Source organism: Spirosoma arcticum (assembly GCF_054779955.1).
In genome coordinates this window covers 185,280-201,852 of record NZ_BAAGXG010000002.1, presented here as the reverse complement: position 1 = coordinate 201,852, position 16,573 = coordinate 185,280, and the positions used below count along the sequence as shown (strand labels likewise).

Below are 16,573 nucleotides of genomic sequence, written 5' to 3'. Positions count from 1 at the left end.
GTCGTTGAATGACACTGGAATTGAGTGAGTGATGGGTTATCATGCGCACGATTGTAGCAGCGAGCTACAGCGGCTCAGGGGAACCGACTGATTTATGAGCAATCAAACGACGCAAATTTAACCACGCGGGGGCTGAAGCAGCGGAGCAAAGGCTTGCCGGGCGTTCATGGCACGCAGCCGAAAAACGGCGAGTGATCGCAGTTCCACTACGAAAGGCACGTAGATAAGGCGGAAGGCTGGTGTAAAATCGTAGGTTGGCGAACCGCCATCGAAAACAGGCAGGCGGTTGTGGCTATGCGTAGGCGTTTTATGATGATCCGAATCCAACACGTAGTGTTCGAGCAGAAATGCCCAGAAACTCAGGTCGCAGCCTTCTTCTCGTTGGTGTTGCTCATAATGCGTCAGCAATTCGGGCAGGCGGGTCACCTGTTCCAGGCTCATCCGGGGAATCAAACTTCCCAGAAAAAGCATCGTCGCCATTAAAATTGCCAATGCCTGTTTCAATAGCTGAACTGCTTATGGACCTTTTCAACGGCCAATTTACCGATTTTTCCGGCCGGGACAGTATGTACCTGTGCGTTTCTCCTACTGAAGTAACTCACAAGCCGTTGTGATGGCAGTTCTGACCTATTTTCGGCATGTTTGTTGTAACCCAGAAATTTCGGGTACTCGCTATTTACCTCATTCAATGAAGAACATTATACACCTGTTATTTTCAGGAATTTCACTGCTTTTATTGATTCCCAGGGTGGCACTGGCTCAACAAACGCCCCGAGACAACTTACCCATTTGTATCACCCCCGACCTTTCCGATGCCCGGCGTAAAGACCTCAGCAGTCAGGCACTTTTAGCACTACGCTCGAAAATGGCGACCAGTGCGAATCCGACAGTGATAACCTACGTGCCCATTCGGCCGCATATTTTTCGGCGCAGCAACGGTACGGGCGGTATGACGCTGGCAAAGCTGAATAACATCATGGCCATTACCAACGGCTATTACCTCACCAACGGCACGGGAATCCAGTTTTATTTCTGTGGCACTACACCCGACTACATCGACAACGATGAGCTGTACAACGGTTTTATGGCCTTTGATGAGTCGAGTGTGGATGGTCGCGACGCATCGAACGCCATGAATCAATATTACGTGAACGAGTTCAGCCAACCCGGACTGGGTGGATACGCTTACTTTCCGGATGAGAATACGCTCGGGTCAACGCGCTCATTCATCCTGAACCAATCGAACGAAACGGATCTGGCCAATCGACTGCTTCCCCACGAATTAGGCCACAACTTTGGGTTGCTTCATACGTTCGGCACCAGTAGTTCGGGCACAACCGAACTGGTAACGAGGGGGGCGGGAGCTAACTGTGCCGTTACGGGCGACGAACTCTGCGACACGCCCGCCGACCCGTACTATTTACCGGGTGCATCGACAACGGTGGTTAACGGCTGTCCGGTTTATAACGGTACGGCAACCGACGCCCAGGGCAACGCGTTTGCGCCGTCCATCTCCAACGTTATGTCGTACTACTTTCCCTGCACGCACGATTTTACACCCGGTCAGTATAACCGGATGCAGGCCGGTTTGGCCCTCCGCGAAAGCCACACGGCTTATTCGCTCGACTGCCCGGCTACGGCGGTGGCGGCACCCAGTAATCTGGCGGCTGCCATCCTCAACGAGAATGTTGTGCTGACGTGGCAGGATAACGCGGCCAACGAAATGGGCTACTTCATCGAGCGGTCGACCTCAGCCACGTCCGGCTTTGTTCCGGTGGGTGGAGCAGCGGCCAACGCAACGACGTTTGCGGATCTGAAAACGCAGGGCCTGACAACCTATTTTTACCGACTACGGCCCTCTAACGCCACTACTGGCGGATTGAGCACAGTTGCCAGTGTCACAACGCCCGTTTGCCACCCGCAATACACCAATGGCTGCGCATTGGGCGATGGGCTGGACGGGTTTGTGCTCAATGGCGCAATGCTCAGCCAGAACTCCGGTTGCTCGGCGGGCAGTTATAACTCGTTCACGGCTACTTCCTCTGCGCTGACGGCGGGTGTATCTTACAGTTTCATCGGAACGCTAATTCCATCGAGCTACCGGCAGGGTGTAAGCGTATGGGTCGACCTAAACCGCAACAGTCTTTACGAAACCAGCTTAGGCGAATTAATATACCAAACGCCGGACCCGCTAACAGGCCAGTTTTCGGGTGTACTGGCACTACCCGCCAGCCTGACGACCGGTTCGCTGTCCATACGCGTTGTTGTTCGGTACAATGCAACTCCGCTCGATCCGTGCGGGTCGTATGCTTACGGAGAAACGGAAGATTACCTGCTCCAGGTGACGGACCCGTCTGCTCCACAAGCCGACCTGAGCCTGTCTATGCAGGTCACCGACCGCTCACCGGCGCTCAACCAGCCCGTTGGCTATCGGCTGACCATCGTTAATAATGGCCCGGCTGCTGCTACCGGCATTAGCTGGGAGAATCGGCTGCCAGCGGGTCTGACGTTTGTGAACGGGGATGCGGGCGTAGTTAATTCGGGTACCGCCGTAACCGGCACCGGCCTGTCGCTGGCCACCGGAGCGTTGGTAACGATTGGTTATCAGCTACGACCAACGCAGCCCGGCACCTATGTCAATGCCGCTCAAATCCTGGGCAGCGGCCAGTCCGATTCCGATTCCCAACCCGGTTCGGGAACCGGCGACGGGCAGGATGATGCTGCCTGGGCCGACATACGCACCACGGCGGCTAACGGTTCCGTTTTTTTATCGCCGAACCCGAATCAGACGCCCCTGCCGCCCGTCGCACCAAATCAGCCTGCGCCCGACCCCGCCAAAGCCGACCTGTCGCTAACAATGACTGTTGACCGACGGACGCCCGCTGTAGGGCAATCGGTCGTGTTTACCGTCACGGTCAGGAACGCGGGTGGATTAACAGCTACGAATGTGGTTGTCCGCGACACGTTGCGGGGCTTTACCGTCTCGACGTTGCCGCCGGGCATGAGCGTGGTGGGCACCGGTGCTGGCTATACGATTGTTCAGGGAACGATTGCGTCGGTGGCGGTGAACGGAATGGCGACGTTGGCGTTCACCGCAACGACCACCGCCAGCGGGTATGTCAGAAACGCGGCTCAAGTATGGTCGGCGGGCCAGCCAGACCCCGATTCGACACCAGGATCGGCAACGCCGACCGCTAACAACCTTAACGGAGAAGATGATACGGCCTGGGTCGACCTGCGCGTAGGGTTGTGACGAGCGTCATTAGCTTGCTCGACCGAAGGGCCAGCGTTTTTTTAGCCCGGCCGAGAGCAGAAACGCGCCAACGCCTACCCCAATTACCGTTAGGCCGGACAGCATGAACGTCAGGCCCGTCGAAAAGAAAACGAATAACCAGATGCCGATTGCCAGTAGAACGGGCAACGGAAAGAGCGGCATCCGAAACGGAAAATCGGTGATGGCCCGCCGACGATGGAGCAATAGCAAACCAATGGCCTGTCCCACAAACTGAATGACAATGCGCATGGCTAAAATAGCCGTGATAACGTCGCCCAACCGGAACAGCAGGCTGAAGACAAATCCCAGGCCACCAAGGAACAGCAGCGACACGTAGGGGAACTGCCGCGTTGGATGCAGCCGGGCGAAGATTTTAAAGAATTGCCCATCGACAGCAGCGGCATACGGCACCCGCGAATAACCCAGCAAGACGGCGAAGAGCGACGAGAAGGCCACCAGCAGCACCAGCAGCGTTGCCAGTTTAGCCGCGCCGGGACCGTAGAGCGTCTCGACAAAGGTGCTAACGATGAACTCGCTGTTCTGCGCCTGTTGCCACGGCACCACGCTTACCACACTCAGGTTCATGAGCAGATACAGCGCGGCAATACCCCCAATGGAAATAAACATGCTGGCCGGAATGTTGCGCGTGGGCCGCTGAATTTCGCTGCCGAGGTGGCAAACATTGTAGTAGCCGAGGTAGCAGTAAATCGTCTTGACCGATGCCTGCCCCAACCCCGCAGCCAGCAGACTACCACTGACTGAGCCAACCGTGGGAATCATGCCGGAAAGCGTTTCTGATAGGGGAATCCGGGCGTTGGTCAGCCCGCCAATAATAATCCAGCCAAGCGTTAGCAGCACCGCCCCCCACATCACAACGCCTATTGTTCCGATTGAGTCAATCTTTCGGTACAGCAGCGCAATAATTAACAGCACGACCCCACCCGAAACGGCCCGATGCTGCCAGTCATCGAGCGGCATGAGGTAGGACGCATACTGCGCAAAGCCAATGGCCCCGGACGCCATCACCAACGGTGCCTGAATGAGCGTTTGCCAAACGTACAAAAATGACAGCAGCCGTCCCCAGCGCTGCTCACCATACGAGATTTTAAGGAAATTGTAGCTACCGCCCGCCTGCGGGAAAGCCGCGCCTAACTCGGCCCAAACGAAGGCGTCGATCAGCGAAATGAACGCCCCCAGCACCCAGGCCCACATGAAGAGTGGCCCGCCAATGGTTTTTATGACCAATGGCAGCACAACAAACGGCCCGATACCTACCATGTCGATCATGTTCAGGGCCGTTCCCTGCAACAAATTCAGCCGCCGGGGTAATGCACCGGATTCGGTAGCCATTGACGACGTCGGCTCACTATTATCAGTCGGCTCAGGAGACGTAAAATCAGTCAATAGCGTAATGGTAATGAATGTAGGCAACCATCGGCAGTATTATTCGGCCAACGGTCGCCAGTACCCTAAAAGTTCGTTTTCGACCGAGTTGGCAACGTCCATATGGCGGTGAACCAGTCAAAACCGGGCAACGGCATTTCTGCGAACAATTCCTATAGACAAAGGTTGATGAATAACAAGTAATCAGCGAGTAGCACTTACAACAAAACGTTATGAAAAAGATAATCACACTAGCACTAACCCTGGCGGCTGGTCTGCTGAGTAACGCGTATGCACAAACGCAGGGCGGCAAGATGAGCAACAGCGGTGTCGCTTCCCAACAGGGCGGCACGGCAAAGTCGAACAAGAGTTCGATAGAGGGTATGAACCGCAAAGGCAACGGGAAGATGGCTTCCGGCGTAACTCGCAACGGAAACAGCAACCTTTCGCCTACGTCACCAACCAATACGCAGGGCAGCACCTCCCAGGGTTCGGCTATTGTGGCATCGCCAGGTGGTGCAAAAGGGACCCGCACCGAAGTTACCAGACCGCCCACTGGCCCTAAAAGCACCAAAAATGGTACAGCTTCAGATGGTGGCTTAACCAGCAGTGGGACACCAACCTACGGAGCCAAAGTTGACACCAAGTCAACGTCAGGTTCGACGGGTGGCTCGAAGCGGCCAACGTCAACGGCAGGTGTGCAGAAAGAAGCCCGCACCAGCGACAAAAATGTAAGCACGGGATATCCCCAACCAACCGGCCCTGGAAAACCCGGTACACCCTCGGGCAGCGCGGCCGGAAAGAAAACTGGTGGAAACAGCTATCCGCAGACGGGCAATAAAACCACAAACCGGTAGTCGGACCAATTGATGCAACATATACAAAAAAGGGTCTCCTCATTGCGAGGAGACCCTTTTTTGTGAACAATAGGCGTTATTGTCAATTCAGCAACTCGTCGAACGTCAGGCTGATATAGTACATCGAACCAACAAGCGGGTTGCCCCAGGATTGCTGGTAAAGTTTGCCCGTCAGGTTTGTGCCGCCCACTTTAATAATCGACTTAAGACTCGAAATCTTCTTGCTGATCTGGGCGTCGAGTGTGCTGTAAGCGGGTATAATTGTCTGCCTACGAGCGACGGCCTCTGTATTGGCAAAACTTGATTCCCACAAGAATGACTCCTGAGCACGGTAAACCACATTAAAGCCAAAACCCGTCCGAGCCACATTCCGATTACCGACTGACAGATTATAACGGTACTTTGGTGTGTTAAAATACGTAATAAAGCCCGTCGGAATCTGATCTTCATCGAGCAGATAGTTGGAGGATACGTTCGCACCAACCAAGAAATTACCGGGTAACTGATAGTCTGCTCCAATGGCCCAGCCCGCGTTTTTCAACTGCGTGGGTGAGTTCACCGGATACGAATAAACGTTACGCGTAGTACTACTGATCAATTGCAGTGCCGTAACGGGATTAGTAAGGGAGACAGGATTTCTACCCTGAACAACGACCTGGCCTCCCAGGAAATTCAGGAATCGGTTGTTGTAATAATAAGCGTCGATAAACAGCTTATTACCCAGTAAACCCTTATAGCCCACTTCATACGTCTCCACTCGCTCAGGATCATAACCGGCATTTGGCGCGGGTTTGAGTAATGCGAGTGCCTGTGGCAAAGCCGCCTGACCACCCTGTTGCAACGTCGCGCCAAATGCCTGCACCGATTGGAGGGTATAAACCGGGCTGGTGTTAAAATTGTACTTCTCCTTCAAAAATGGTAAACCACCAATCAGGCGGGCAGAAGGTGTGTTCAGGTCAATATACTGATCCTGAGTCGTTGGAATACGGAAGCCCCGCTGGAACGACGCCCGGAAGTTGTGCACTTTGGCCAGCGTCAATACCGCCGAAAAACGAGGACTTATCTGCGCTTTGAAGTTCTGATTCTTGTCGTATCGCACCGAAGCTGTCAGTTTCAGCACCTCAGCCAACGTTTTCGATGCCTGCGCGTAAGCACCGTATTCGTCGATGGTAAATTCCTTACCACTCTCATCACGGGCAAACAACGTTCCTTCCGAGTTCAGCGCGTACCGACGAACGTTACCACCTACAATTAACTCAACCGTTTCGGGGTCAACCAGTTTACTAAAGTTATACATGGCTTCGCCATGATACAAGTTGGTTTTATCCAGAAACCGCGCCCCTACCCCGGTTGCATCCCCCGGAATGGGCTTTCCCGAGACGGCATCAAACGCCTGCTGAAAACCGGGTGTGCCGGGTAATAATCGGTCCTTATCAGCGGCACTACGAGCCGTATTCAACCAAGTGGTCTGCTGACCGTTGACAAAGGTTTGCGCGCCCGCCAACGCAGCTGCGGGTGCCTGACCACCCGCGAGACCTGTCAGGTAGGCACCCGCATATCCCTGAAATGCCGTTTGTGCGTACGTTCCAAAATACGTTGGAAACCATTTAGCCGCGCTGCCGCTCCAGGCTTCATTGATACCCTGACCCAGCGTTGACGTTGCGTAGGCATCGCCCGAGCGTTCCTGCGTGGTGTAGGCCCGCACAAAGAAGTTGGTTCCCCGGAGTTCGAGCTTGTACTGCCCCAGTCTGAAGCCTTTGATGTAATAGCGGTCAGCGCCGGTATACACCGTTGTTCCGGTGCCCCAGTTGGCTTGCGCAATTGCTTCTACATTCTCGCTCAGGCGGTAGTGCAGCGCACCGTTCAGTTTTAGGTTTGTGGCGTCGTAATTGACGAGATCGGTCTCCTGATAGCCCGTCCGCGAAATATTCAGATTTGGGATGATATTATTAAAAATCTGCTGGGGAGTAAGTCCCGTCAGTTGCGGCAAAGTCCGGTTGCCCGCCTGCGGAATCTGAGTAGTGGCAATGGCACCCAAAATCGCCGATGTACCGTTTGCTCCCGTTCCGGGCTGGCCATTGCCAAACAGATTGGAATAAAGGTTTGCACTGGCGTCGCCGTAGATATTGACACCATCGTAGCCGGGATTATTGGCACGGTTACCCGTCTCAAGGGTGTTCCCATTGGAAAATCCCTGATCGCGGTAATCAGTTGCCTGCCAGTCATTTGCTTTCAGGTAGGATACCCCAACCTTAATCGCCAGCTTGTTGTTAAACGATTTAGCATACCGAAAGGCGGCATCGTAGAAAGGCGTCGTCGCCGTTGTTCGATTGCTGGCACTCATTACGCCGACTTTGGCATATGCACTAAGCCCCTGATATTGAAATGGACTTTTCGACGTCATTAACAACAGTCCATTAATGGCGTTGGGACCATACAGGGCGGAAGCCGCGCCGGGCAACAATTCAACGCTCTCTAAATCCAACTCCGACACACCGGCGAGGTTGCCCACCGAGAAGTTAAGTCCCGGTGCCTGATTGTCCATACCATCGAGCAATTGCACAACGCGTGTGTTCCCGTTAGAACCAAAGCCCCGCACGTTGACCGATTTAAACGTCAGGCTTTGCGTACTCATGTCCACGCCTTTGATATTCTGCAACGCATCATAGAAGGTAGCGCTTGGCGTAGATTGAAACGAGCGGATATCCAGTCGCTCAACCGAAACAGGCGACTTCAGCACACTTTCCTCCACCCGTGAGGCCGACACAACCACTTCCTGCCCAATCAGCACCTGCTCTTTTAACGTGATGTTCAGGTTCGACTCGTCGTTGTTGATGGTGAATTCCTGCGTTTGAAAGCCAACACCTGTTACTGCAATCGTAAACGGCCGTGCCGTGTTAGTAGTCAGGGAAAAGTTCCCTCTCGTATCGGTGATGGTGCCAATCACTTTTCCTTTAACGGCAATGCTAATTCCGGCGAGTGATTCCTTTTTCACATCATCCGTTACTTTACCGGAAATCCTGGTCTGGGCCACTGCACTGATGCTCATCAGGCAGAGAAACCAGAGAAGCAGGGCGCTTGAAGTATTCGTTTTTCGCATAGGGAATGACAATTTGTCGTAAGCTTTGTTTTGATTTACGTTTTAAACGTTAAACTTACGTATAAGCATAAGTTTTGTGCAAAAAAATCTTTCTATTAAAAAATTTTATTTTTACGAACAAAACACAACTAATTGACCGTTAGCTGTTTACTACAGTATACGCGGGGTTACATAGATTACTGGCTGATTTGCTCATCGGAGTGAAAAAGTGGGCCATACGTGGTCGTAACGAATTCGATAAGGTACGCTTAAAAACCACAGTAACAGAGCGTACTGAAGCAAAAAAACATAGTCTCTAAATCTTGTTGTGTGGATAGTAAATTGGCTGCATCTCCGCCTTATTGACGTCAAACATCTCTTAGTCAATAACTTCACAGACATGAAAAGCGAATCAAATCGGGACCGGCGGGAGTTTCTGAAAGCATCGGGTCTGCTCACCGGTGGTGCTTTGTTGAGCAGTGTACCAAGCCTGGCGCTGCCGTTTGGAGCGGGTGGTTACCACTTTTCGGCCAACGACACGATCAAAGTGGCCCTTATTGGCTGTGGTGGACGGGGTACGGGCGCGGCACAGCAGGCACTCAACACAAAGCAGAACGTTAAAATCGTGGCTATGGCCGACGCCTACCGCGACCGTTTGGACAATGCCTACAAAGCCCTGACCGAGCGCGGTGCCAAAGCCGCCGATGGAACTCCGAAAGTTGACGTACCCGAAGACCATAAATTTGTGGGATTTGACGGGTACAAACAGGCTATAGCCTTAGCTGATGTCGTGATTTTGGCCTCGCCACCGGGTTTTCGACCGAGTCACTTTGAGGAAGCCGTTCGCCAGAATAAGCAGGTCTTCATGGAGAAGCCGGTAGCGACCGATGCGCCGGGTATTCGTCGGGTGCTGGCCGCTGCCGAAGAAGCTAAAAAGAAAAAACTGAACGTAGTGGTGGGCTTACAACGGCGCTACCAGACCAGCTACCGTGAGATGATTAAGCGCATTCACGATGGGGCGCTGGGCGACATTGTGGGCGGACAAGTATACTGGGTCAGCGGGGGCGTGTGGCAGAAGCCGCGCAAACCCGATCAGACCGAAATGGATTACCAGATGCGCAACTGGTATTACTTCAACTGGCTTTGTGGCGATCACATTACTGAGCAGCACGTTCACAACATCGACGTGGCCAACTGGGTGAAGCAAAGCTACCCGGTCTCCTGCCAGGGAACCGGCGGTCGGCAGGTGCGGGCGGGGAAAGACTACGGCGAAATTTTCGACCACCACATCGTCGATTACGTCTACGCCGATGGGACGACCATCAACAGCCAATGCCGCCACTACGAAGGCACCTATAGCCGGGTGGACGAAATGTTTCTTGGCACGAAAGGTAAGGTTGAAGGTATGGAAAAGAGAAGCAGCGCCCTGGTCGGGTATAACGGTCAGCCTATTTACAGCCACAACGCCAAAAGCGATGGCAATCCGTACCAGATTGAGCACGACGAACTGTTCGATGCAATTGCGAAGGGCGAATACAAATTTGCCGATGCCGAACGGGTGGCGAAAAGCACGATGACGGCGATCATGGGCCGCATGGCAACCTACTCGGGTAAAGTAGTGAAGTGGGACGAAGCCATGAACTCGCAAATCGACCTCTTCCCCGACAAACTCGCCTGGGACGCGATGCCTAAAAGCCGACCGGACAAAGAGGGTATGTATCCAGTTGCCGTACCCGGGAAAACGGTTACGGTGTAAAGTAGAGACCGCACCGGCCGGTACGCCGGAGCGGGACCGCCGACACTTTGCCGCACCGGCGTACCGGTCTTTATTAAAAACCAGCCGACTGCCACTGGCGCAGTCGGCCGTGTTTGTTTTCTAAAATCAGCAATTCCGCACCGGGAAACCGACGTAGCAACCGGCGGCTTCTTTTGTACCCTGCTACACTAAATACTTTCGTGAGTGCGTCGGCCCGCCAGCCGTCAGGAGCCAGAACCGTCGTCCGGACGAAGTGGCGCAGACCCAAACCCGATTGTGGGCTCATAACGTGCGAGTAACGTCGGCCCCGGTGATCGAGGTGGCGGTAAGTATCGCCGGAGGTTGTGATGGCCGCGTTGCGAAGTTGAATCGTTGTCGAATCGAGGGCAACGCGCCAGTTACCCTCGCCCGCCAGCACGTCGCCCCCGAGGTCGAGCAGAAACGACCGCAGGCCCAGGTTACGGAGCACTTCAGCGGCTTCGTCAATGGCAAACCCCTGCCCAATGCCACCCACATCTAAGCGCATACCGCTCCGCAGGAGTTTAACCGACCGGATTGCACTATCTAACTGCATGAGCCGGTAACCCACCGCCCGACGTGCCCGGCGTCGCTGTTGTGCCGTTGGAAACTCACCCCGGCGAACGGCCCTCCGCCACAGCAACGACAGTGGCCCGATGGTGGGATCGAAGCGACCCTTCGACAGCCGGGCAATGGTATGGGCTTTCTGTAATACAGTAAATAGATCGGCTGAAACGCGCGTCCACCGATTTTGTCCGCTGGTTTCGGACAGACGGTTGATTTCCGAACCGTCTAGGTAATCACTCATGACCTGATTGAGCGAGTCCATCCGGGCGTTCACGGCTGCATTGGCTCGTTGGGCAGTCAGGCTGTCGGGAGCGTGAAGGGTCAACGTAAAGTGGGTGCCCATCAGGCCCCGGCGAAACGAAAAGCGAGCCGTATCGGATTGCGCAATGACCAGTCCCGGCAATACGAGTGCCAGTAAGCCAACGCTACATATCGCGTAAAAAGACAAACGGGCGCTCAAGGGGTTTTAGCGAAGTCAGTAGTATTAAATCGACGTACCGATGATTACCATCAAAAACAAATTTATTCTGTTGGCGGCCATTTTCTGGCTGTCGGGTCTGGCCCTGACAGGACTGGGTGCTTACGGGAAAAGTCATCAGTGGGACGCAACGGGTACGTTGCTCACAGTTGGCATTTCGGCACAGGCCATCGGTTTCGGTTTTCTGGGTTTCGCCATTATGCAGGCCATTTTTTCAAAGAAAAGAGAATAAGCCGTTAACTTCTGCCTCCTCAAACTTATGGCCTTGCTACGTAATAAAGAACAGCATCAACTGCCCCAGCCAAACCCGCCCCCGCAATAATCAGCCACGAAAAAACGGTTTTAAACTCGTTGCGCGGAAGATTTCGCAAGAGCACATGCAGCCCTACGTGAATGACCATAAACCAGTCTAGTACAAGCATCAAGCTACCCTTCTCACCAGCGGCAATTTCCGACGAAAGACCCACGAGTAACAAAACGTAGATTGGTATGTGCACCAGCGTGAATACGGCAAATCCGCGCTGGTCATTTAAGCGTGACAGCAACGGCAAAATTCGCCATTCACTCAGCCGCACCGCATCCATTTCGTGGACCAGCAAGGTTGAGAAACCTATCCAGAAAAAGAGATTTTCGCTCATCCACCCGATTCATTTTACCCCGATTCTTGTCACAGCCGCGCCAGCTTATCCCGTAAATACATATCTACCAACACCAAGGCAGCCATTGCTTCCACAATGGGTACGGCACGGGGCACCACGCAGGGATCGTGTCGACCCTTACCCGACACCGTCACGGGCTGACCGCTCACGTCGACGCTGTCCTGATCCTGCATGATGGTTGCCACCGGCTTGAAGGCCGTGCGGAAGTAGATGTCTTCGCCGTTGCTGATGCCGCCCTGAATACCGCCCGACTGATTAGTTTTGGTCCGCACCCGACCCGCTTCGTCTTGGTAAAATTCGTCGTTGTGCTGAGAGCCAAGCTGTTCAACTCCGGCGAAGCCGCTGCCGTACTCGAACCCCTTTACGGCGTTGATACTCAGCATAGCTTTGCCCAGTTCAGCGTGTAGTTTGTCGAATACGGGTTCGCCCCAGCCAACCGGAACACCTACTATGACACAATCAACAACGCCCCCAACAGAATCGCCCCGCTTGCGAACGTCGTCGATGTACTGAAACATGCGTTCAGCCGTTTCGGGATCGGGGCAGCGAACGGCATTTTCTTCAGCCAGCGCGAGGTTCATTTCTGCGTATGGCTTGCCCAATTTCAGCGTGCCAACCTGCGACACATAAGCCTGAATCTGAACGCCCTGCTGCGCCAGCAACAACTTGGCAATGGCCCCAGCCGCCACCCGTGCCGCCGTTTCGCGGGCCGACGACCGCCCACCACCCCGGTAATCGCGGGAACCGTATTTGGTTTGGTAGGTATAATCGGCGTGGGAGGGACGGAACTGTTCGGCAATGTGGCCGTAGTCCTTGCTGCGCTGGTCGGTGTTGCGAATCAGCAGCGCAATGGGCGTCCCCTGCGTTTGTCCCTCAAACACACCCGACAGCACCTCGAACTCATCGGCTTCGCGCCGTTGGGTCGTAATGCGCGACTGACCAGGTTTGCGTCGGTCCAACTCGTGTTGAATAAAGTCCGTGTCGAAGGCTAATCCGGCCGGGCAACCGTCAATGACGACGCCGATGCCCGGCCCGTGCGATTCGCCGAAAGTAGAAAGTTTAAATACGGTTCCGTACGTACTGCTCATACTGCTAACTATAACTATGAAGTAGACAGTGAGTAATGGACGCGGTTTTTAGCGTCCATTACTCACTGTCTTCACCGTTTAAACAACACAAATATCATTCCCAGCAGCATTAGTACAATCAGTACATTCGCCACGGCCCGAATCAGAACGGCAATACGGATGGGCTGATGGGTGCTGTCGAGCGCGTCGATACCGGCGTAGAGCGACCGGCCCGGAACCAGCTCAGTAGCCACCGCACCCGATACGCCGGAAGTTCCTGTTGGTGTTCCCGTCTTCGCAGTAGTAGCTGCGTTAGTCCCTCCCACCTGCACCCGCAACTGAGACCGGAGCGTATCATACCGCGCCCGTTGCGGATCGAAGTAAATCCATTGAAAATAATCAACTAACCAGATCGTGCCATTTTGACGGGGTACGATAAAGTAGGTGAACGTTTTTTGGCCGGTTATCCGGCTACCACCATGATTGATTGAATGCTTTTCTTCGGGCGGAAACACGTCGATGGCGGCTGTTTTGACCGATGTTGCCGGGGCGGGCAGCGTTGCTACATTACCTTCACCCTCTATACTGAACCCGTAGCGAACGCTTTGCCCGGTGCTAACCCGCTGCTGATCCAACCGCTCATTTAACCGAAAGGAGCCAACCGCTACCCGCCCCCGCAACGGGTGCGGGGGCAACGCACGGACGGCGACAGTAAGCGGTTTACTGCTAAACTCGACCGTTTCTACCTCCGACGACGGCGGTCCAATTTTTGGTTGGGGCCGCGCTAATCGCAGGGTCACAGCGGGCAGGGTTAGGGGCCGGGTTGCAAGGGGGTAAAAAATAGATTGATATAACTGAATCTCCCGAAACTTTTTTCCACCAATCAGCACCGGCAGGGGCTTCAGTTCGGTGATGAGCCGGTTCTCTTCCCACGCATTTGCGGGACGGATTTTTTTGATAATGGCCTGCAACTGCCGGTCGAGGGCCGTAAAACTGAGTTCGTAGGGATAGTTGTCAGCCACAAAAAACGACAACGTCAAGGCCACGCCTTCGCCTGCATAAACAACGGACTTGGAGGACCGCAACGTTAAAAAAGCTACGCCGTTGGCCAATGTTGCGGTCCCGGCCAGGGTCGTGTTGAGGGGGACGGTTGCCGTTACCGACGGCCGCACAATCAACACCGCCCCCGTCGACGTCAACACTTCACCACTGACGGTAATTGTGAAGGGAGCCAGTACGAAGCGGCCAGCCGTCCGGGCCTGGTAGTTTTGGGTAATGACCTGACCAGTACCGTTTTTCTCGTTTCTATCGGCCGTTGTTACGTTAGTCAGAATGCCTTTTTTAGTAAACCCCGGAATGTCAGGAAATGTAATGACCGGGCGCGTTTCACTATTCCGTACAGTAACTGATATAGTGAAGGGCCTTTCAATCGAAAAAGAAGTTAATCCCAACTGAATATCAGCATCAGTATCAGCCACTTGCCCCAGACAGGTAGCGAGGCAACAAATAAATAATACAAGAAAATTGCGGAATACTGCAAGTATCATTGTTATTTTGTGGCAACAATCAGCAACGTGAGCCGTTACGTTTCTAAGTGGGTATTCGTAACGGATTTATAGCCTTCAATCGTATTTGTCTGCTTCTCTAACCAATCAACAAATCCCTCATGCTTTCGATGCTTGAATACATCAAAACGATCCTCCAGAAGGTGAGTTTCGATAAAGCCCTCTTCGAGAAAGAGCTGGCCAAAGCGATCAAAATGCTCGTTCCCGACGAGGTAAAGCAGCTCAAGCGGTGGTGTTATGCTCAGTTCGGTACGATATATCGTGCGGTGCTGAACCGTTGCTTCGCACGGGTACGCTTCACCTGACGACCGTATCCTTCCCTTCCTGACATTACCCCGACCCGGCCTACCAGCCGGGTTTTTTAACGGCCTTCGGTTTACAAATCCACCCGCTCCTGCATCTCCGGTATCTCGACGTGGCCAAAACCAGCCGCCTGTAACGTCTCTTTCCAGACTATTTGTTTTTCGTACTCGCCATGAACCAGAAATACGGTTTTGACCTGCCGAGGATTCTGACAACTTAAAAACTGTAGCATCTCCCGGTAATCACCATGGGCTGAAAATGAGTCCATGATTTCAATTCGGGCGTTTACGGAGTAACGTTCTCCAAAAATAGTTACTTCCTCATCGCCCCGTTTCAACGCCCCACCGAGACTATTGGGCGATGCATAGCCAACCAGCAGAATGGTGGTTGTGGGGTCTTCGATATTGTTTTTGATGTGATGCTTGATGCGCCCGGCCTCGGCCATACCCGATGGGGCAATGATGATGCACGGTTCCTCGCTTTGGTTAATCGCTTTAGACCCTTCCACGTCTGGTACGTAGTGCAGGTTTTTGAAATCAAATGCGTCGCCGTCCTTTTTAATGTATGCCAATATCTCCGGGTTGAAATCTTCCTCATGATCCCGCATAACATCGGTTGCCTTAACCGACATCGGACTGTCGATGTAAACGGGCAATCGAGGCAATTTTCCGTCGGTTTCCAGTTGATCGAGTGCGTAAATCAACTCCTGCGTCCGGTCCACGGCAAAGGCAGGAATGAGCAGCTTACCCCGCCCTTCTACGCATGTTTGCTGCACAATTCGGAGCAGGTGAGCCTTCACATCAGGTTCGGGTTCGTGAAGCCGGTCGCCGTAGGTCGATTCGCAGATGATGTAGTCGGCCTGTGGAAACGGGTCGGGCTTACGCAGAATCTTGTCGTCGGGTCGGCCAATGTCGCCACTGAACATGAGCTGCGTTGTTTTGCCGTTCTCGCGAATCGTCAGGCTGATGGCTGCGCTGCCGAGCAGGTGACCCGCATCGGTCAGCAGGCCCGTCACGGAATCACAGACGCTAAACGGCTGATTGTAGTTAACGGCCACCATCTGACCCAACGCCTGCCGTACGTCGTCCTCATCATACAGCGCGTCGAGCTTGGGATCACCCCGGCGACCGCGCCGACTGTTGACCCGTTCGAGGTCGCGCTCCTGAATGCGGGCACTGTCCATCAGCATTACCTCGCACAAATCGACGGTGGCCGACGTGGTATAGATCGGCCCCCGAAATCCTTGCCGAACAAGGCGGGGAATCAAGCCGGTGTGGTCAATGTGTGCGTGCGACAGAACCATATAATTTACAGCGGCCGGGTCGAACCCAAACTGCTGATTGAGTTCGTCGGTGTTGATACCCTGAAACAGCCCACAGTCGAGCAGAATTTGAACACCGTCGGCGGTTGTAATCAGGTGTTTGCTGCCGGTAACGGTGCGGGCCGCGCCAAAAAATTGAATGGTCATCGTTCAGGAACGTGTCGTTAATTGCTGTTTTATCCGCGTCGGTACTGGCAGAATGGGAATTACAAAGAAACACAGATATTTACGGACTTATCAAATTGA

At 53.8% G+C, this 16,573-nt stretch carries 13 protein-coding genes; 5 read left to right on the top strand and 8 right to left on the bottom strand.

Annotation, left to right across the window (positions count from 1 at the left end; all coding sequences use genetic code 11):
- Positions 1-117: 117 nt before the first annotated feature.
- Positions 118-480 (bottom strand): hypothetical protein, encoded by a 363-nt coding sequence (locus ACYVHB_RS05280; protein WP_461050314.1) that lies wholly within the window; start codon positions 478-480, stop codon positions 118-120.
- 208 nt (positions 481-688) lie between these two features.
- Here ACYVHB_RS05280 and ACYVHB_RS05275 point away from each other — a divergent pair, with 208 nt between their 5' ends.
- Entirely contained in the window at positions 689-3,253 is a 2,565-nt protein-coding gene (locus ACYVHB_RS05275; RefSeq protein ID WP_461050313.1) for a GEVED domain-containing protein, read from the top strand.
- A gap of 9 nt (positions 3,254-3,262) precedes the next feature.
- Here the strand turns inward: ACYVHB_RS05275 and ACYVHB_RS05270 are convergent, their stop codons facing one another.
- Positions 3,263-4,624, bottom strand: coding sequence for an APC family permease (locus tag ACYVHB_RS05270; protein ID WP_461050311.1), 1,362 nt, complete (start codon positions 4,622-4,624; stop codon positions 3,263-3,265).
- Between the two features lie 266 nt (positions 4,625-4,890).
- On the opposite strand from ACYVHB_RS05270, the gene ACYVHB_RS05265 reads away from it, so the two are divergent.
- Positions 4,891-5,514, top strand: a complete 624-nt coding sequence (locus ACYVHB_RS05265; protein WP_461050309.1) for a hypothetical protein — start codon at positions 4,891-4,893, stop codon at positions 5,512-5,514.
- A gap of 82 nt (positions 5,515-5,596) precedes the next feature.
- Here the strand turns inward: ACYVHB_RS05265 and ACYVHB_RS05260 are convergent, their stop codons facing one another.
- Positions 5,597-8,614 carry a TonB-dependent receptor gene (locus ACYVHB_RS05260; RefSeq protein WP_461050307.1) on the bottom strand — a complete coding sequence of 1,006 codons (3,018 nt, stop codon included), beginning with the start codon at positions 8,612-8,614 and terminating at the stop codon, positions 5,597-5,599.
- Between the two features lie 379 nt (positions 8,615-8,993).
- Between ACYVHB_RS05260 and ACYVHB_RS05255 the strand changes: the two genes are divergently transcribed.
- Positions 8,994-10,349, top strand: a complete 1,356-nt coding sequence (locus ACYVHB_RS05255) for a Gfo/Idh/MocA family protein (RefSeq protein WP_461050305.1) — start codon at positions 8,994-8,996, stop codon at positions 10,347-10,349.
- 73 nt (positions 10,350-10,422) lie between these two features.
- On the opposite strand, the gene ACYVHB_RS05250 is transcribed toward ACYVHB_RS05255, so the two are convergent.
- Positions 10,423-11,382 carry an FAD:protein FMN transferase gene (locus ACYVHB_RS05250; RefSeq protein WP_461050303.1) on the bottom strand — a complete coding sequence of 320 codons (960 nt, stop codon included), beginning with the start codon at positions 11,380-11,382 and terminating at the stop codon, positions 10,423-10,425.
- Between the two features lie 52 nt (positions 11,383-11,434).
- Between ACYVHB_RS05250 and ACYVHB_RS05245 the strand changes: the two genes are divergently transcribed.
- Positions 11,435-11,644 (top strand): hypothetical protein, encoded by a 210-nt coding sequence (locus tag ACYVHB_RS05245; protein WP_461050301.1) that lies wholly within the window; start codon positions 11,435-11,437, stop codon positions 11,642-11,644.
- 25 nt (positions 11,645-11,669) lie between these two features.
- Here ACYVHB_RS05245 and ACYVHB_RS05240 read toward each other — a convergent pair whose 3' ends face one another.
- The 3 genes from ACYVHB_RS05240 to ACYVHB_RS05230 all read right to left on the bottom strand — a co-directional run bounded on the left by ACYVHB_RS05240 (position 11,670) and on the right by ACYVHB_RS05230 (position 14,616).
- Positions 11,670-12,050 carry a DUF6713 family protein gene (locus ACYVHB_RS05240; RefSeq protein WP_461050299.1) on the bottom strand — a complete coding sequence of 127 codons (381 nt, stop codon included), beginning with the start codon at positions 12,048-12,050 and terminating at the stop codon, positions 11,670-11,672.
- 29 nt (positions 12,051-12,079) lie between these two features.
- Complete coding sequence (gene aroC / locus ACYVHB_RS05235; RefSeq protein WP_461050297.1) at positions 12,080-13,159, bottom strand: chorismate synthase; 1,080 nt, start codon at positions 13,157-13,159, stop codon at positions 12,080-12,082.
- 71 nt (positions 13,160-13,230) lie between these two features.
- The gene (locus tag ACYVHB_RS05230) at positions 13,231-14,616 is read right to left on the bottom strand and encodes a BatD family protein (RefSeq protein WP_461050295.1); all 1,386 of its coding nucleotides are present in this window, start codon (positions 14,614-14,616) and stop codon (positions 13,231-13,233) included.
- 188 nt (positions 14,617-14,804) lie between these two features.
- Here ACYVHB_RS05230 and ACYVHB_RS05225 point away from each other — a divergent pair, with 188 nt between their 5' ends.
- A complete protein-coding gene (locus ACYVHB_RS05225; protein ID WP_461050293.1) occupies positions 14,805-15,008 on the top strand; it encodes a hypothetical protein in 204 nt (67 codons plus the stop codon).
- Positions 15,009-15,079: 71 nt separating this feature from the next.
- Here ACYVHB_RS05225 and ACYVHB_RS05220 read toward each other — a convergent pair whose 3' ends face one another.
- Positions 15,080-16,474 (bottom strand): MBL fold metallo-hydrolase RNA specificity domain-containing protein, encoded by a 1,395-nt coding sequence (locus ACYVHB_RS05220; protein WP_461050291.1) that lies wholly within the window; start codon positions 16,472-16,474, stop codon positions 15,080-15,082.
- Positions 16,475-16,573 lie beyond the last annotated feature (99 nt).